The sequence below is a fragment of the Plantactinospora sp. BC1 genome (assembly GCF_003030345.1).
Taxonomy (GTDB): Bacteria; Actinomycetota; Actinomycetes; order Mycobacteriales; family Micromonosporaceae; genus Plantactinospora.
The window spans coordinates 7268883-7285968 of the sequence record NZ_CP028158.1 but is presented as its reverse complement, the minus strand read 5'-3'; the positions used below and the strand labels follow the sequence as shown (position 1 = coordinate 7285968).

At 72.8% G+C, this 17086-nt stretch carries 15 protein-coding genes; 12 read left to right on the top strand and 3 right to left on the bottom strand.

All coding sequences use genetic code 11. The annotated features are described in order from the left end of the window. Positions 1 to 171 precede the first annotated feature (171 nt). The 7 genes from C6361_RS31970 to lon all read left to right on the top strand — a co-directional run bounded on the left by C6361_RS31970 (position 172) and on the right by lon (position 9816). A complete protein-coding gene (locus C6361_RS31970; RefSeq protein ID WP_159079587.1) occupies positions 172 to 1464 on the top strand; it encodes a hypothetical protein in 1293 nt (430 codons plus the stop codon). Between the two features lie 184 nt (positions 1465 to 1648). Continuing rightward, positions 1649 to 2647, top strand: coding sequence for a fibronectin type III domain-containing protein (locus C6361_RS31965; protein WP_159079586.1), 999 nt, complete (start codon positions 1649 to 1651; stop codon positions 2645 to 2647). Positions 2648 to 2954: 307 nt separating this feature from the next. After that, positions 2955 to 3986, top strand: a complete 1032-nt coding sequence (locus C6361_RS31960) for a LuxR C-terminal-related transcriptional regulator (RefSeq protein WP_107270016.1) — start codon at positions 2955 to 2957, stop codon at positions 3984 to 3986. Beyond that, complete coding sequence (locus C6361_RS31955) at positions 3983 to 5047, top strand: hypothetical protein (RefSeq protein WP_107270015.1); 1065 nt, start codon at positions 3983 to 3985, stop codon at positions 5045 to 5047. Before C6361_RS31960 ends, C6361_RS31955 begins: the two co-directional genes overlap by 4 nt. Positions 5048 to 5197: 150 nt before the next feature. Continuing rightward, complete coding sequence (locus tag C6361_RS31950; protein WP_107270014.1) at positions 5198 to 6229, top strand: LuxR C-terminal-related transcriptional regulator; 1032 nt, start codon at positions 5198 to 5200, stop codon at positions 6227 to 6229. 47 nt (positions 6230 to 6276) lie between these two features. Further along, positions 6277 to 7317 (top strand): hypothetical protein, encoded by a 1041-nt coding sequence (locus C6361_RS31945; protein ID WP_159079585.1) that lies wholly within the window; start codon positions 6277 to 6279, stop codon positions 7315 to 7317. 156 nt (positions 7318 to 7473) lie between these two features. Further along, complete coding sequence (gene lon / locus C6361_RS31940) at positions 7474 to 9816, top strand: endopeptidase La (protein ID WP_107262712.1); 2343 nt, start codon at positions 7474 to 7476, stop codon at positions 9814 to 9816. Positions 9817 to 9900: 84 nt separating this feature from the next. Here lon and C6361_RS31935 read toward each other — a convergent pair whose 3' ends face one another. After that, positions 9901 to 10743 (bottom strand): MOSC domain-containing protein, encoded by an 843-nt coding sequence (locus C6361_RS31935; RefSeq protein WP_107270012.1) that lies wholly within the window; start codon positions 10741 to 10743, stop codon positions 9901 to 9903. A gap of 55 nt (positions 10744 to 10798) precedes the next feature. Continuing rightward, complete coding sequence (locus C6361_RS31930) at positions 10799 to 12319, bottom strand: glycosyltransferase family 39 protein (RefSeq protein WP_107270011.1); 1521 nt, start codon at positions 12317 to 12319, stop codon at positions 10799 to 10801. Positions 12320 to 12487: 168 nt separating this feature from the next. Here C6361_RS31930 and C6361_RS31925 point away from each other — a divergent pair, with 168 nt between their 5' ends. The 4 genes from C6361_RS31925 to C6361_RS31910 all read left to right on the top strand — a co-directional run bounded on the left by C6361_RS31925 (position 12488) and on the right by C6361_RS31910 (position 15540). After that, entirely contained in the window at positions 12488 to 14389 is a 1902-nt protein-coding gene (locus C6361_RS31925) for an ABC transporter ATP-binding protein (protein ID WP_107270010.1), read from the top strand. 96 nt (positions 14390 to 14485) lie between these two features. Beyond that, positions 14486 to 14968: a hypothetical protein gene (locus C6361_RS31920; RefSeq protein WP_107270009.1), complete on the top strand. Its 483-nt coding sequence runs from the start codon at positions 14486 to 14488 to the stop codon at positions 14966 to 14968. Positions 14969 to 15045: 77 nt separating this feature from the next. Continuing rightward, positions 15046 to 15243, top strand: a complete 198-nt coding sequence (locus tag C6361_RS31915) for a DUF397 domain-containing protein (RefSeq protein WP_107270008.1) — start codon at positions 15046 to 15048, stop codon at positions 15241 to 15243. Between the two features lie 117 nt (positions 15244 to 15360). After that, on the top strand, positions 15361 to 15540 hold the full coding sequence (locus C6361_RS31910; RefSeq protein WP_107270007.1) for a hypothetical protein: 180 nt from the start codon (positions 15361 to 15363) through the stop codon (positions 15538 to 15540). Positions 15541 to 15573: 33 nt separating this feature from the next. Here C6361_RS31910 and C6361_RS31905 read toward each other — a convergent pair whose 3' ends face one another. Next, a complete protein-coding gene (locus tag C6361_RS31905) occupies positions 15574 to 16302 on the bottom strand; it encodes a DUF899 family protein (protein WP_107270006.1) in 729 nt (242 codons plus the stop codon). Positions 16303 to 16366: 64 nt separating this feature from the next. Between C6361_RS31905 and C6361_RS31900 the strand changes: the two genes are divergently transcribed. After that, positions 16367 to 17035, top strand: coding sequence for a helix-turn-helix domain-containing protein (locus tag C6361_RS31900; protein WP_107270005.1), 669 nt, complete (start codon positions 16367 to 16369; stop codon positions 17033 to 17035). Positions 17036 to 17086: the final 51 nt, after the last annotated feature.

Here is a 17086-nt window from a genome sequence, read left to right as displayed (position 1 = left end):
CCATCCGCACCGGGTCACCCGACACCGCAGTACCCGCCGCCGCCAGCCCGGTACCCGGCGGCACCGCCGTACCCGCCGCCGGCTCCGCATCCCGGTCATCCGGCGGCGCCCTGGCCGGGATACCCGGGCCGGCCGCCCGCGCCCCGGTCCGCCGGCCCGACCGGCTGGTCGGTGGGGCGCTGGCTGGCGGTGGGCGCGGCAGCGGGCGTGCTGCTGCTGGTCGGGGTGGTCTCGCTGGTGCGGTTGGTGGCCAGCCAGGCGGTCCACTCGGGCCCCGACGTCGTACTGGCACCGACGTCGGGGCAGAGCGGCTACGTGCAGCCGGGCGAGAGACTGGAGCAGCTGCTCAGGGCGCAGGGCGAGGCGCTGCTCCGGGGCGACGAGCAGGGCTGGCTGGCGCCGCTCGACCCGGACGACGCGCAGCTGCGGGAGGCGTACCGCAGCCAGTTCAGGACACTTCGCGCGCTGCGGGTCTCCTCCTGGCAGGCGAGGCCGGTGGTCCGGCCCCTGCTGAAGCGGGGCGAGGAGACCAGCACCGACGTCACCGTCGCCTACTGTCTCGCCGTACCGAAGTGCCCGCCGGCCAGGTTCGTCGGTCCCGAGGCTCCGCAGTTGACCCAGGAGTTGACCGTGCGGTGGGGGCCGGACGAACAGACCGTCACCATCACCGGATCCCGGGCCGCCGAACGCGATCGCTACGGTTCCCGTCCACTGCCGTGGGAGGACGGCGGGTTGACCGTCCGGGAGGGGCGGCGGGTGATCGTGGCCGCCGCGCCGGGCGAGACCGAGCGGCTCGCCGAGGCGGTGTCGGCGGGTGACCAGGCCGCGTCGGTCGTCGACCGGTACGGCCGGCTCGCCGGACGGGAGGTGCCCGAGCGCTACATCGTCTTCCTGGCCGGTGCGAGGGAGTGGCGCACCTGGCGGGGCGGAACGGCTCCGGAGTGGGCGGCGGCCTACGCGTACGGCGCGGGCAAGACGCCCAGCAACGTGGTGGTGCAGATGGCCGAGATGCGCGACCGTGCCGGGCTGCTCGGTACGCTGCGCCACGAGTTCGGGCACGTGATCACCGTGCCCGGGACCGACGACATCCTCGGCAGCATCCACCAGTGGCTGGTCGAGGGAATCGCCGAGTACATCCAGTGGGGCGGCAAGCCGCCGGCTCGGGCCCAGCTCACCGAGGTGCGTGCCCACCTGCGCGGCGGCCAGTGGCGGGGCAGCATCCAGCTTCCCCGGCTCGCCAGCACCTCCTCCGACGCCGAGGCGCGGGTCTTCTACCTGATGAACCACCTGACGATGACGTGCGTGGCCGACCGGCACGGCGAGGCCAAGCTCTTCAGGTGGTGGTACGCGATGGTGAGCGAGGGCTCGGCCAACTACGAGCCGGCGACCCGGGAGTCTCTCGGCGAGAGCTTCGCGGCGCTGGACCGGGCCTGCGTCTCCCACCTGCGCCGCGCCGTCGGCTGAGTTCTGACGTCGTACCCCGCGACGGGGGCGGGGAACGACGTCCGGGTGACCGAGGCCGGCGAGGGCTCCGGTCACCCGCCGCCGGTGAAGTACTGCCCGGCCGGGGGATCCGGGGCCGAAATCCATCGCTCAAGATGAATATCCGGCGCCGGTACCGGCGTTGGTGACCGAGAGCGAGGATTCCGTGCGCAGTCGTCCGTCCCGCCCGGCCCGTACCCTGATCCTGGCCGTCCTCGTCGCCGCCCTGACCGTCACCGGCGGGCCCGCCGCGCACGCGGCGGCCGAGGACACCGAACCGCCCAGCACGCCCGGCCCGATCACGGTCGCCGCCGCCACCACCAACTCCGTCGAACTCACCTGGGCACCGTCGAGCGACAACGTCGGGGTGGTGGAATACCACGTCTCGCAGATCTTCACCGACATCGCGATGCTGCACCGGACCCCCACCAACAGCATCGTGCTCACCCGCATGCAGCCGTCCCGGACGTACACCTTCGGGGTCTGGGCGGTCGACGCGGCCGGCAACCGGTCGACGGCGCCGCCGTCGCTGCGCTTCACCCTGCCGCCGGGCGACAGCCAGCCGCCGACCGCACCCGAATCGCTCACCGTGGCGGAGGTCGGGGAGAGCAGCGTCGGCCTGCGTTGGAACGCCTCCACCGACAACGTGCTGCTGGCCCGGTACGAGGTGCTGTCGATCGGGCCGACCGGGGAGACCAGCGTGGTGGGACGGGTCCCCATGCTGCCGCCCGCCTATCCCAGTACCGCGCTGACGGTCTCCGGGCTGGCGCCGCGCACGGCGTACCGGTTCGCGGTGCGCGCGGTGGACGAGGCCGGCAACCAATCGGCGCTCTCCAACCAGGTCGCCGTGACCACCGGGCCAGCGCCGACCTGCACGGCCCGGGCCCAGCGCGGCGGCGCGGATGTCTGGATCTCGGTCCGGAACGTCGCCGCGACCCCGGTCGACGGGTGGACGCTGACCTGGGCGCTGCCGGACTCGCAGCGGATCACCGCCATCTGGAACGCGGCGCTGGTCAGCCATGTCGGCGGGGTCGTCACCACCCGGAACGTCGGCTGGAACCCGGTGATCGCCCCGGGCGCGACGGTGACCATCGGATATCTCGCCGCCGGAACCTTCCAACCAGACCGGATCACCCTCAACGGCCAGCTCTGCCAGGCCGGCTGACCGCCCGAGAGCCCTCGCCGAATGGACGTCGGCCGGCTGACCGGCCCGAGAGGCCCGGCCGACCGGGCGCCGGCCGGGTGCGGGTGGAGGGCGCGCCGGAGCGTGCGCGCCCTCCACGACCATCGCGCCGGCTGGCTCCCGTCCGTCGTCGGACCGGTTCATCCCCCGGGCCGGCGGCCGCGTGTCCTGCGGTGCAGACCGGCGTTTACCTAGGTAATCGCACCTGTGCCCGTGCTGTCGATTGACAGGACTGCCGATATGAGAGGGAGTCGTCGATCCGATGCGCCGACGGTCCGGACACTGACCGGTGGGCGAACTTCCGCCGTACGCCGCGGAGATCGCCGCCGAGGTCGAGCGGGTGGCGTCCTCGTCGGCCGGTACCGAGGAACGGGTGGCCGAACTCTTCGTGGTGCTGCGCCGGCTGGTCCCGTACGAGGCGGGTGTGCTCCAGGTGCTGAATCCGGAGCGGCGCCGGTTCGAGACGCTCGGCGCCGTCGGCTACCGCGAGTCGATCATGACGCATCTGCTCGGAGCCGCGCACTACCAGGAGGTCGAGCTGCTCGGGCTGCACCGGGACCGGGCCCCGGTCCGGGTCCGGGACGCCCCGATACCGTTGGCCGAGATCTGTTCCTGGGTCGAGCACTTCGCCCCGGCCGGCTTCCGGGAGGGCGTCGGGGTCCCGCTGTTCAGTCCGGACGGCCGGCAGATAGGTGTGCTGGCCCTGCACACCGAGACCGCCGAGCACCCGACCGACGAGGCTCGGGACTTTCTCGGCCTGCTCGCCCCGGTGATCGCCGACGCGGTGGATCCGATGCGTTCGATCGTCACACTGTCCACGGTCGTCACCTCGGCGGTCGCCGGGGTGGTCCTCACCCGTGCCGGTGAGGTGCTCGCGCTGCCCGGACTGCCGGAGCATCCCCGGCTGCGGCCCGGCTCGGCGGTACTCGTCGCGGCGGCGGAGAGCCTGGCCGAGGGGGAGCGGCACGCCGCGTTCCTCTGCCCCGGCGGGCGGGACCCGGCCGACCGTGGCTATGCCCGGGTCACCGTGCTGTCCTGCTCGGGGCACGCACCGGCGTACCTGCACGCCGTGGTGCTGCTCTTGCCCCCCGGTGACCTGCACGGCTTGACCCCTCGGGAACTGGAGATCCTCGGGCTGCTCGTCGACGGCTGGCCCAACCAGCGGATCGCGAAGGCCCTGGTGGTCGCCCCGCGTACCGTCGCCGCGCACGTCGAACACATCCTCGCCAAACTGGCGGCCCCGTCCCGGACCCTGGCCGCCGTACGCGCGCTGCGGCTGGGGCTCTACGTGCCGCGATCGTTGACTCGGAGCGGAAGATGACCCGTACCCCCGCCCTCCCCGAACTGTTCCACGAGGCGGCGTCGATCCTCGCCAGCCCGCCCGGCACCGACCGCCCGGCACAGTGGTTGTCGCTGCTGCGCCGGGTGGTCCCGTACGACGCGATCTGGCTGTCCCTCTTCGACGACCGGTCCCACCGGTTCGCCGAGGTGGCCGGCGCCGGATACGACGACCGGATCCGCAACTACTTCCGCACCGGGGAGACGACGCGGCAGGCCGAGCAGGCGGGGCTGACCGAGTCGCCGCTGCCGTGTCGCGGTCGGGACCTGCCGGTTCCGGCCGTCGAGTACCCGGTCTGGAGTGACTACTACCTGCCGGCCGGTTACCGGGAGGGCTTGGCGGCCGGGCTCTTCAGCCGGGACCGCCGGCACGTCGGCATGCTCGTGCTGAGCACCGAGGACCCGGACCATCCCACCGACGCGGAGCGGGACGTGATCGGCCTGCTGACGCCCCGGATCGCCGCCACCCTGGACCCGTTGCGGTCGCTGGCGACGCTGGCCAGGGTGGTGCACGACGCCGTCGCCGGGGTGGTGCTGACCCGGGTCGGCGAGCCGCTGCCCCTCTGCGGACTGCCCGACCATCCGCTGCTGGCGGCGGGTTCGACGCTGCTGGCCGTGATCGACGAGTACGCGCCCCGGGGCGAGGGCGCCGTCTCGTTCCTCTGGCCGGCGCGGCACCGGCGGCAGCCGTCGTACCGCCCGGCGGGTGGCGGGTGGGAGGTGCGGGACGAACTGCTCCGGGTCGTGGTGCTGGGCTGCGCCGCCGCCCTGTCGCCGCTGGTCGGGGTGGCGATGCTCGCGCCGGTGCCGGCCGGCGGCTGCCCGTTGGACCGGCGCGAACTGGTGGTGCTGGGTCTGCTCCTGGCGGGCTGGACGGAGGAGCGGGTCGCGGTCGGGCTCGACCTGCCGGGTGCGGCGGTCGCCGAGTCGGTGCAGCGGTGCGTCGCCGGCCTGGAGGCCCCGGACCGGCACGTCGCCCTGCTGCGGGCGGCCCGGCGGGGCTGGTTCATCCCGCACCTGCCCGGGGCGGCGCCACCGAACTGAGTGCCGTTCGGGTCCGCCGCCGTTTCCGGCGGCGGTCCTCGCCGTTCTCTTAGGTAACCGCATCAGTGCGGGCAGTGTGGTGGCGGCGCTGCGGACACGGCGAGGAGTGGATCATCATGCGGGCGACGGCTCGGTGTACCGGTACGGGGGATGGTTGAGCTGCCACCCGGTGCCGCCGAGATCGTGGCTGACATTGAGCGGATCGCGGCGCTGCCGGGAGATGTGCGGGACCGGGTGCCGGAACTGCTGAAGGTACTGCACCGGCTGATGCCGACCGGCGGCTCGATGATGCACGTGCTCGACCCGGAGCGTCGGGAGTTCGAGGCGATGGGGGAGTCCGGTTACACGGAGGCGACTCTCGCCTACATGCGCAGCTCGGAGCATTACCGGGAGATGGAGCTGCTCGGCATGGACCGGGACCGGCCGCCGATGTGCGTACGCGACGCGCCGGTACCGCCCGGTGAGTTGCAGTCCTGGGCGGAGCACCTGGAGCCGGCGGGTTTCCGGGAGGGGATCGGCCTCACCCTGTTCAGCCGGGACGGACGGCATCTCGGACTGATCACCCTGCACACCGACGACCCGGCGCAGCCGAGCGATGCGATCCGGGACTTCCTCGGGCTGCTCACGCCGACGTTGGCCGACGCCGTCGACCCGATGCGGTCGATCGTCACGCTGTCGAGGATCGTCGCCGACGCGCAGTGGGGTGTGGTGCTGACCCGGGCCGGCAACGTGCTGCCGCTACCCGGGCTGCCGAGCCATCCGCTGCTGGAGGTCGGGGCGCCGGTGTTGGAGGTGGCGGCGGCCGGGCTGCGCGAGGGGCACGTGCACAACTCGTTCCTCTGCCCGTACCCGTCGTCGGACGATTCGGGCCGGCACCTCCAGGTGACCGTACTGGCCTGTCCGGCCTCGGCGCCGCCACACCTGCTCGCGGTGCTGCTGATCTCCCCCACGAGAGACCTGCGCGGCCTGACCAGGCGGGAGTTGGAGATCCTCGGACTGCTCGTCGACGGCTGGTCAAACCAGCGAATGGCGAGCCAGTTGGTGATCACCCAACGCACGGTTGCCGCGCACATCGAACACATCCTGGACAAGATGGATGCCCCGACCCGTACCCTGGCCGCCGTCCGTGCACTGCGGCTGGGCCTCTACGTCCCCCAGCCCCTCGCCCGGATCCGACGCTGACCGTTCCGCGTCGTCGTACCGGCCTGTCCGCCGACGAAGGTTCTGTGATGACCGCTCCTCCACCATCATCGTCGAAGGCGATCCGTGGCCTGGCCGAGATCGCCTCGGCGGTGGCCCGCGCCGGTCAGCCGGACGAGTTGCTGGCCGGGATCGGCGCGGTGGTGCCGGTCCAGGCCGCCTGGCTCGCCCTGCTCGACGACCGGCAGCGCCGGTACGCCGAGGTCGCCAGCTTCGGTTACGACACCCGGATCCGGAACTACTTCGGCACCGCGGCGCTGCTGGAGCAGGTCGAACTGGTCGGGCTGACCAGCTCGCCCGTGCCGCAGCGGGCCCGTGACTCGCCGGTGCCGCTGGCCGAGCTGCCGGTCTGGGGGGACTACTACTTTCCGGCCGGCTTCCGGGAGGGGATCGCGGTCGGCCTGTTCACCCCGGACCGCCGGCACGTCGGGGTACTGGTCATGTGCACCGACGACCCCGATCGGCCGACCGACGCCGAGCGGGATCTGGTCGCGGCGCTGGCTCCACAGGTCGCCGCCGCCGTCGACCAGGTCCGGTCGCTGGCGGTGCTGGCCCAGGTGGTCCGGAACGCCCGAGCGGGTGCGGTGCTGACCCGCAGCGGCGATGCGCATCCGCTGCCCGGCCTGCCCGGGCATCCGCTGCTGGCCCCGGATTCGGCGCTGCCCGGCGTGGCCCTGCACCAGGCGGTCAGCTGCGGCGGCTCCGCCTCGTTCCTCTGGCCGGCCTGTGTCGGACTGGAGCCCGACGACCGGTCGGGGTTGCTCCAGGTCGCCGTGCTGGGCTGTGCCACCGCACCGCCGTCCGTGGTCGGGGTGCTGGTGCTCTCTGCGCTGCCCGGCGGCCGGTCGGTGCTGACCCGCCGCGAGTTGGTGGTGGTCGGCCTGCTGCTGGAGGGCTGGTCGGACCGGCGCATCGCGGTCGGCCTGGGCCTGCCGGTCGGCACCGTCGCCGAGACCGTCGCGCGGATCGTGGCCAAGCTGGACGCCCCGGACCGGCACGCGGCGCTGCTCCGAACGGCCCGACGCGGCTGGTTCATCCCGCCCTGCCCCGGCCGTCCCCGCCCGGATTGACTGTCCGGTTCCCTCGGCGTCCCGGACGTTTCCCCTGAGGTCCGGACGTTTCCCCGGAACTCCGGACAGCCGCAGTGCTCTGGATCACAAGCCGGAACATGGAGCACCGTTTGTTACTTGAGTCGTACAAGCTCAACTAACGATGGCAGGTGTGTGATGGCAACTCTTCCGGTTCTTGCTCTGACCGACGCTGTCCTGCTGCCCGGCATGGTCATCCCGGTGACCCTGGACGCGACCACCCAGGCAGCGGTGGACGCCGCCCGGGCCACGGGCGACAAGAAGCTTCTGGCCGTGCCCCGGGTCGACGGGGAGTACGGCTCCATCGGCGTCATCGCCACGATCGAGAAGGTCGGCCGGCTACCCAGCGGCGAACCCGCCGCCGTGGTGCGTGGCGAGGCCCGGGCCCGGATCGGCTCCGGCGTGCCCGGTCCCGGTGCGGCCCTCTGGGTCGAGACCGTCCAGATCACCGAGCCGGCACCGGCCGGCCGGGCCAAGGAACTCGCCCGGGAGTACCGGGCACTGGTGACGTCACTTCTGCAACAGCGCGGCGCCTGGCAGGTCATCGACGCGGTCGAGCGGATGACCGACCTGGCCGAGTTGGCCGACTCGGCCGGCTACGCGCCGTGGCTCACCCTGGAACAGAAGATCGAACTGCTGGCCGCACCGGACGTGACGGCCCGGCTCGACCTGCTGGTCGGCTGGGTGAAGGCGTACCTGGCCGAGCAGGAGGTCACCGAGCAGATCAACTCCGACGTGCGGGAGGGACTGGAGAAGTCCCAGCGCGAGTTCCTGCTCCGCCAGCAGCTCGCCGCGATCCGCAAGGAGCTGGGCGAGGACGAGCCGGACGGCTCGGCCGACTACCGCTCCCGGGTCGAGTCCGCCGAACTGCCCGACAAGGTACGCGAGGCGGCACTGCGCGAGGTCGGCAAGCTGGAGCGGGCCAGTGACGCCTCCCCGGAGGCGGGCTGGATCCGTACCTGGCTGGACACGGTGCTGGAGATGCCGTGGTCCACGCGTACCGAGGACAACACCGACCTGGTCCAGGCCCGGCAGGTGCTCGACGCCGACCACGCCGGCCTGGCCGACGTGAAGGACCGCATCCTGGAGTACCTGGCGGTGCGCAACCGGCGCGCGGCCCGCAACCTCCAGGTCGTCGGCGGCCGTGGCTCGGGCGCGGTGCTCGCCCTCGGCGGCCCGCCCGGGGTCGGCAAGACCAGCCTCGGCGAGTCGGTCGCCCGGGCGCTGGGCCGGAAGTTCGTCCGGGTCTCCCTGGGCGGCATCCGGGACGAGGCCGAGATCCGTGGCCACCGCCGGACGTACGTCGGCGCGCTGCCCGGCCGGATCGTCCGGGCGCTGCGCGAGGCGGGCTCGATGAACCCGGTCGTGCTGCTCGACGAGGTCGACAAGATCTCGGCGGGGTACGCCGGTGACCCGGCCGCCGCCCTGCTGGAGGTGCTGGACCCGGCGCAGAACCACACGTTCCGGGACCACTACCTGGAAGTCGACCTCGACCTGTCCGACGTGCTCTTCCTCGCCACCGCCAACGTGGTGGAGGCGATCCCCGGCCCGCTGCTGGACCGGATGGAGCTGGTGACGCTGGACGGCTACACCGAGGAGGAGAAGGTCGCGATCGCCCGGGACCACCTGCTGCCCCGGCAGATCGAGCGGGCCGGACTGACCGCCGAGGAGGTGAGCGTCTCCGACGAGGCGCTGGGCCGGATCGCCGCCGAGCACACCCGCGAGGCGGGGGTACGCCAGCTCGAACGCGCGCTGGCGAAGATCCTCCGCAAGGTCGCGGTCGCGCTGGCCTCGACCGAGGGTCCGGTACGCGTCGACACCGACAACCTGACCAGCTACCTGGGCCGGCCGAAGTTCACGCCGGAGTCGGCGGAGCGGACGGCGGTGCCCGGGGTGGCGACCGGGCTGGCGGTGACCGGTGCCGGCGGTGACGTGCTCTTCATCGAGGCGACCAGCATGGAGGGCGAGCCGGGGCTGACCCTGACCGGGCAGCTCGGCGACGTGATGAAGGAGTCGGCGCACATCGCCCTCTCCTACCTCCGGTCGAACGGCCGGGCGCTGGGGCTGGACCCGAACGCGCTGGCCGGACGGCGGATCCACCTGCACGTCCCGGCGGGTGCGGTGCCGAAGGACGGTCCGAGCGCCGGCATCACCATGGTCACCGCGCTGGCCTCGCTGGCCAGCGGCCGGCCGGTACGCCCGGAGTTCGGCATGACCGGCGAGGTCACCCTCTCCGGCCGGGTGTTGCCGATCGGCGGGGTGAAGCAGAAGCTGCTCGCCGCGCACCGGGCGGGGCTGACCGAGGTGATCATCCCGGCCCGGAACGAGCCGGACCTGGACGACCTGCCCACCGAGGTGCGGGAGGCACTGACCGTGCACACCCTGGCCGACGTGGCGGACGTACTGGCGCTGGCCCTGCGGCCGGCCGACGACCCGGGGCTGCTCGACACGGCCGACGGCCCGGCGCTGGCCGCCGCCTGACCTGACCCGACAACCGATCGACGGGCCGTCCGCGATGCGCGGGCGGCCCGTCGCCGTCGCTCCCAGGCTGCGGTACGTTCCGGGTCAGTCCAGCACCTCCACGGCGTCACCGACGCTGACCGTACGACCCTCGGCAACCCCGCCCGACTCGGCCCACACCGTCAGCTGGAGACCGAAGAGGAGCCTCCGGCCGATGTTCCGGCGGGCGGCGAGCATCCGCAACGGCTCCCGCCCCCGCTCCCCGGTCTCCTGGTCGATCGTCGAGATCAGACACCGGCCACACTCGGCGGCGCCCTGGAACACCGCACCGCCGATCCTGATCCGCCGGCCGACCCACTCGCCCTCGGCCCACGGCGCGGCACCGTCGACCACCACGTTGGGGCGGAACTGGATCATCGGCAGTGGCCCCTCGGCGCTGCCCGACTCCCGCAGCCAGCCGTTGAACGCGTCCAGCGACGCGGTGTTGGCCAGCAGCAGCGGGGTGCCGTCGGCGAAGCTCAGCTCGGCGCCGACCTCGGTCGGCACCGGCCAGGGCACGAGGTTGCCGGTGGGGTCGCCGAGCCAGACCAGCCGGACGGTACGTCCCAACAGCCGGTGGAGCCACTCGTCCGCCTCCGGGCCGGCGGCGCGGACGGGTGCCGGCGGCCGCGCCCGGTACACCCGGACCTGGAGCGGCTCGCCGTCGGTCGGTTCGGCCAGGTCGAGCGGGGACCGCCCCGGCGCCTCCAGGGTCAGCCCGCCCGGCCGGGAGATCGCCCGCATCGTCACCAGTTCCCGGTGCTGGCGCTGGCTCAGGCCGAGCCCGTTCTCGTCCACGATCAACCAGCGCCGGTCGCCGTCCAGGCCCCACGGCTCGACCCGGGCCGTGTCGCGGTCCATCCGACGGCACCCCTTCACCGGGTACGTGTACATCGAGGTGACTCGCATTCGGTCAGGATGACACGACGTGGTGTGACGGGGGTAACCTCGCTGCGGCGGATTCTCAGGCTGCCGGCGGTGGCGGGTAGAGGTGGTAGCCGGCAACGGTTTCCGGGGTGCTGTCGGGCATCCGCCGGGCCAGTTCGGCGTCCAGCGGTGAGCCGATCGGCGCCAGTACGGCCTGCGGGCGCGGGTGCCAGTAGCCCGGGTACCGGTTGAGTCCCCGGTCGAGCCGGTCGTCGACGACGCCGCAGGTGGTCCGCTCCGCGCTCAGGTATGTGATCCAGTTGCAGGTCCAGTACCCGCCGTGCACCTGGCTCAGCCCGCGCTCGCGCAGCGCCGCCAGCACCTGCGACCGCTCCGCACGCTCCGCCCGGTATTCGTCGACGGTGCCGACCAGGCTCACCGTGGCGGCCAGCATGGTGACCGCGAGCGCGGCGATCGGCAGCGCCGCCGGTATCGCCGCACGGCCGCCGGCCCGGGCCAGCCGGTAGAGCGGCCAGAGCGCCACCGGCAGCGAGACCAGCAGCACCGACAGGTAGCGGGCGCTCTCCACAGGTGAGTCCGCGGCGGCCGGGCTGCGTACGTAGCTGAGCACGCTGAGCAGCCCGGCGGCGGCCATCACCAGCCGCGTCACCGCCCGGGTGCGGTCGACGGGGTCCAGCGGTGCCGGGGTACGCAGCCGGCGTACCGCGAGCAGCAGGGCCGCGGTGAGCAGTACCAGCAGGACGGGTCCCCACCAGAGCGACCAGCCGGCGCAGTAACCCGGCTCGCAGAGGCCCGTGCCCAGCGGCAGGCCCAGCCAGGCGCCGCCGACGATCCGCTCCCAGATCCCGGCGTCGGTGCCGGCCCCGTTCAGCCGGAGGAAGACCGCGATCGGGTTCTCCGCCCAGCCGGCCTGCGCGTTCCCGACGATCAACGGCACCACCCCGACCAGCAGCCCGGCCCCGACCAGTCCGGCGGTGCGCCGGGTCAGCACCCGGGCGGTGCCGAGCACCACCAGCGCGCCGAGCAGGTACGGCGCCGGCAGCCAGTGGTTCCAGGCGATCAGCCCGAACAGGGCGCCCCAGCCGGCGAAGGCGTACCAGCGGGTCGTGGCGCGGGTGGCCAGCAGGTAGCCGAGCAGCAGCAGCCCGGCGACCATCGGGGCGGTCTCCGGATAGCCCCCACCGGCGATCAACTGGTTCTTCACGGTCCGGTCGGAGCCCAGCGCCAGCAGCCCGACGGTCAGCACCGCCAGGCCGGCGGTGAAGACGCGGCGGACCAGCAGGTACATCAGCAGCAGGAAGAGCGCGTAGAGCAGCAGTGTCGGGATCCGCAGCGCGGTCACCGACGGCCCGGCCAGCGCGACCAGCGGCGCCGCCAGGTACGCCTCGACGGTGCCCATGTAGTGCTGCCCGTAGAAGAAGACCGGCAGGTCCCGCCCCTGCGCGATGTGCAGCGCGGCGAGTCCCATCGTGGCCTCGTCGCTGTTGGTGGGCGGGGTGCCGACCACGGTCAGCCAGATCCGCCAGAGCACACCGAGCGCGCCCAGCGCGGCGGCGAGCAGGCCGTAGCGGCCGGGGCGGGGGAGGCGGAGCGGCACGAGTCGCGAGTCTGTCACATCTTCAGTCGTTTCGTTCCGCCCCGACCGCCGCCCCGGCCGCCACTCCGGGCGGGACCGCGACGGTTGACCTCGACATTGCTTGAGGTCGTACTGTCGGTGGGCGCCGATAAGGTCCGGGCGACTCGGTGTTCACGGAGGGTGCCAGCGATGAGTATGGAAGTCACGGCGTGGAACTCGCTCTACCACGCGATGCACGCCCAGCAGGACAGACGGCCGTTCTCGATGGCCACGCTCCGGCGCATCGCCGGCTTCGCCCGGCCGCACCGCCGCCGGCTGACCTACTACCTGCTGCTCAGCGTGGTGCTGGCCGTGCTGGCGGTGGCCACGCCGGTGCTCGCCGGTCGGGTGGTCGACGGCATCGTCGGCGGCGGAAGCACCGACCTGGTCGTCGGGCTCGCCGTGCTGATCGGAGTCGTCGCGCTGGCCGAGGCCGGCCTCGCGCTGCTCACCCGCTATTTCTCGGCGAGCATCGGCGAGGGGCTCATCCTCGACCTGCGTACCGCCGTCTTCGACCACGTGCAGAAGATGCCGGTCGCCTTCTTCACCCGGACCCGGACCGGTGCGCTGGTCAGCCGGCTCAACAACGACGTGATCGGCGCGCAGCGGGCGTTCTCCGACACCCTCTCCGGGGTGGTCGGCAATCTCGTCACCCTGCTGCTCACCCTGGTGGTGATGATCGGGATCTCCTGGCGGATCACCCTGCTCGCGCTCGTGCTGCTGCCGGTCTTCGTGCTGCCGGCCCGCCGGATGGGCAGCCGGCTGGCCCGGCTGGAGCGCGAGGCCGCCAACCACAACGCGACGATGAGTACCCAGATGACCGAGCGGTTCTCCGCGCCCGGCGCGACCCTGGTCAAGCTCTTCGGCCGGCCGGCGGAGGAGTCCGCCGAGTTCGCGCTCCGGGCCCGCCGGGTCCGCGACATCGGGGTGCGCACCGCCATGGTCCAGTCGGTCTTCATCACCGCGCTCACCCTGGTCTCGGCGCTGGCTCTCGCCCTGGTGTACGGCCTCGGCGGCCTCTACGCGCTGCGCGGCCAACTGGAGCCCGGTGCCGTGGTCGCGCTCGCCCTGCTGCTGACCCGGCTCTACGCCCCGCTGACCGCCCTGGCCAGCGCCCGGGTCGAGGTGATGAGCGCGCTGGTCAGCTTCGAGCGGGTCTTCGAGATCCTCGACCTCAAGCCGCTGATCACCGAGAAGCCCGACGCGCGCCACGTGCCGGACGGGCCGGTCTCGGTCGAGTTGGACGGGGTGACCTTCGGCTACCCGTCGGCGGAGAAGGTCTCGCTCGCCTCCCTCGAAGAGGTGGCGACCCTGGACACCCGGGGCGGGGTCGACGTGCTGCACGACGTCTCGTTCCGGGTCGAGCCGGGTCAACTGGTCGCCCTGGTCGGCTCCTCGGGGGCCGGCAAGTCCACCATCGCCCAGCTCGTACCCCGGCTCTACGACACCGACTCCGGCGCCGTACGCCTGGCCGGGCAGGACGTGCGGGACCTGTCGGCCGACTCGATCCGGGAGACGCTCGGCCTGGTCACCCAGGACGGGCACCTGTTCCACGACACCATCCGGAGCAACCTGCTGCTGGCCCGGCCCGATGCGACCGAGCAGGAGCTGTGGGACGCGTTGCGCCGGGCCCGGCTCGCCGACCTGATCGAGGGGCTGCCCGACGGGCTCGGCACCGTGGTCGGCGAGCGCGGCTACCGGCTCTCCGGCGGTGAGCGGCAGCGGCTGACCATCGCCCGGCTGCTGCTGGCCCGACCCCGGGTGGTGATCCTGGACGAGGCGACCGCGCACCTCGACTCCACCTCCGAGGCGGCGGTGCAGGCGGCGCTCGGCGAGGCGCTGGCCGACCGTACGGCGTTGGTGATCGCGCACCGGCTCTCCACCGTACGGGCCGCCGACCAGATTCTGGTGGTCGAGGAGGGCCGGATCGTGGAGCGCGGCACCCACGACGAACTGCTCGCGGCCGGCGGTCGCTACGAGGAGCTGTACCGGACCCAGTTCGCGCAAGAGGAGCGGCCCCGGGCCGAGGAGGCGGAGCTGGTCGCCGGCTGACCGGCCCCACCTCGCGTCCGGCGCCCCGGGACGGCGTGGCGGACCGGTGCGGCTCGACCCGACAATGACGGGGTGACATTTGAACCATCCCGAGTCGTGTCGTCTGCCGGATCGGTCCCCGCCCAGCCGGCGCCGCCGGAGATCGCCCCGGAGACTTCGCCGGTACCCGAGACCACGCCGATCCCCGAGACCACCCCGCCGCCGGCCGTCCCCGCGGCACCGGACGGTCCGACCGGCGCCGAGGCGCCGACGCCGCACCCCGCGATGCCGGCACAGCCGGCGTCGGAGCCGGCGTCGGCTCCGGCCGACGAGGCGGCGTCGAGGTCGTCGGGCGACGGCTCGGCCAGTCCGACCAAGGTCCGGATCGACACCCCGGGCGCCACCATCGAGATCGAGGCGAACGAGTCGCTGGCCGAGGTGGTGGCGACCGCGCTGCGACTGTTCCACGAGGCCGGCGGCTGGCCGCAGGTGAACAGCCGGTCCGCCGGGTTCGCCCAGGCCGAGCGCCGGGAGACCCATCCGGTGCAGCCGAGTTCGATGCCGTACGGGCCGGGGTCATATCCCATACAGATGCCGTAACCGCCGGGCGCGGGTGATCAGCAGGCGCGGCCGGACCAGCCGCAGTCGACCGAGTTGATAGCGAAGGTGGCCAAGACATGGATCTGACCGGAGCCCACTGGCGCAAGAGCGTTCGCAGCAACTCTCAAGGCGCGTGTGTCGAGGTTGCGGTCGGCCTGCCGGGGGCGGTCGGGGTCCGGGACAGCAAGGACCCGTCCGGGCCGGTGCTCGTCTTCGCCGCCGACGCGTGGCGGGCGTTCGTCAGCCGGGAGATCCCGTGCGGCACGGCTGGCTGACGGCGGCGGACGGCTCGACCGGAACCGCCGAAATGTCCCTCGTGCCGCGACAATTCCTGGCATGGGTTACACCCACCACTTCTCGTACCGTCCGCGGAGCCCGTCGTTCCTGGCGGCGTGGCCCCGGATGCGGGCCGACGCCGGGCGCATCCTCGACCGGGTGGCGGGGACGGGCGGCGCGGGCTGCGCCCGGTACTGCCGAGCGCCCGCGACCTGGTCGCCGAGCTGTTCGGCGACGAGGTCTCCAGTTGCCCGTTCGACCGCGAGCGGGTGTTCGGGCCACCCGTGCGCAACTGACCGTCCCACCGGGGGCCCGCCACCCGCCGACCGTCAGTGGCAGTGCTGTTGGTGTGCTGCGCCGACCGGTCCGACTCCGGGCCTGGTCCATTGCGGCACGGGTCGGCCGTCCCTGCGCCACCTCGTGTAGGTCGGTTCCTGCGGCCAGCCCTCCGGTGAGTCCTCCCAGACCTCCTGTCTGCCGTAGACGGTCATGTCGAGCAGCCTGTGTGACGACATGATCGCTTCGACGCCCCGGCCGGTCGTCTCGTACGTCAGGAAGAACCGGTCGTCTCGCTTCAGGAAGCAGGCGATCTCGCCGCCGCCGGCATAGGCGGGGTCGTCGATGCCGTGCGTGGAATACCACGGGTGCGTGTAGCCCATGAAGTCCCGGAAGGGAGCGATCTCCTCGTACGGCCCCTCGCAGAAGACCGCGAAGGAGATGCCCCGCTCCTCGAGGTATGCCGCGTTCTGGAAGTCCCAGATGCTGGCCGTGCAGCCTTCGCACTGGTCCTCGAAGGGCTTTCCGAGGTGCCACATGTGCCGGTAGACGACGAGCTGGTCGCGGCCGGCGAAGATGTCCGGCAGGGGTGTCGGGCCGTGCGCTCCGATGAGCGAGATCGGTGTCACCTCGGTCATCGGCAGGCGGCGCCGGGCGGCGGCGATCGCGTCGCCCTGGCGGGTGTGCGCCTTCTCGCGGAAGAGCAACGCCTCGCGCTCGGCGAGCCAGGTCTCGCGGTCGACGACCGGAGGGGCGGGGGTCGTGGTGTGGACGGTTGTCATGCTGATAGCTTAAACATAGCGAGTACTTGCTTGACCATAGTTAGAGGGAAGGCGGTGAGACGGCGTGCCGACCAAGCGGACCTTTCGGGAACTCGGCGACGCCTGCCGTGCCGCGAACGCTCTCGACCTGGTGGGCGATCGATGGACGCTGATCGTGGTGCGTGAGGTGATTCTCGGACCCAAGCGCTTCACCGACCTGCAAGAGTCGGTCCGTGGCATCACCCCGGCCGTTCTCGCCGACCGGCTGCGGTCGCTACAGGAGACCGGGATCGTCGAGCAGGTCGTCCTCTCGGATCTGGCCCGCACCCGCGCGTACGTCGCGACGGAGTGGGGACGCGAACTGGAGTCCGTCCTGGGATCGCTGGGGCGCTGGTACTCCGCCGGCCCCGACCCGCGCACCGACGGCGGCATGACTCCGGACGGGACGGTCCTCGCCATGCGGACGATGGCACCGGAGGTGCCGGGCGAGGCGCCGGTCCTGGCCCTCCGCCTGTACGACGGCCGGCGCCCCGACCCGCCGATCTGCGACTACCGGGTGGCCCCGGTCGACGGGCGCATCGACGTCCGGGCGGGTGTGGCCACCGAGCCGGCGGCGACAGTGACCGCAGAGTCGACGGTCTGGAGTCGCCTCCTCTTCGCCGATGTGCCACTCGGGCAGGCCGAGCGCGACGGGACCGTGCGCGTCGAAGGCGACCGGGCGGCCGTCGTACGGATCCTGCGCCTCTACTCCTGAGCACTCGCCGCCGGGCGGTGTCGCCGGGAAGAGTTCCGGCCGGAGTACCAG

What these genes read in the sequence shown, in the direction of transcription:
- C6361_RS31955 (WP_107270015.1), top strand. Translation starts at nt 3,983, where the DNA reads ATGACCCGTACCCCCGCCCTCCCCGAACTGTTCCACGAGGCGGCGTCG.
- C6361_RS31950 (WP_107270014.1), top strand. Translation starts at nt 5,198, where the DNA reads ATGGTTGAGCTGCCACCCGGTGCCGCCGAGATCGTGGCTGACATTGAG.
- C6361_RS31945 (WP_159079585.1), top strand. Translation starts at nt 6,277, where the DNA reads ATGACCGCTCCTCCACCATCATCGTCGAAGGCGATCCGTGGCCTGGCC.
- lon (WP_107262712.1), top strand. Translation starts at nt 7,474, where the DNA reads ATGGCAACTCTTCCGGTTCTTGCTCTGACCGACGCTGTCCTGCTGCCC.
- C6361_RS31935 (WP_107270012.1), bottom strand. Translation starts at nt 10,743, where the DNA reads ATGCGAGTCACCTCGATGTACACGTACCCGGTGAAGGGGTGCCGTCGG.
- C6361_RS31925 (WP_107270010.1), top strand. Translation starts at nt 12,488, where the DNA reads ATGAGTATGGAAGTCACGGCGTGGAACTCGCTCTACCACGCGATGCAC.
- C6361_RS31915 (WP_107270008.1), top strand. Translation starts at nt 15,046, where the DNA reads ATGGATCTGACCGGAGCCCACTGGCGCAAGAGCGTTCGCAGCAACTCT.
- C6361_RS31905 (WP_107270006.1), bottom strand. Translation starts at nt 16,302, where the DNA reads ATGACAACCGTCCACACCACGACCCCCGCCCCTCCGGTCGTCGACCGC.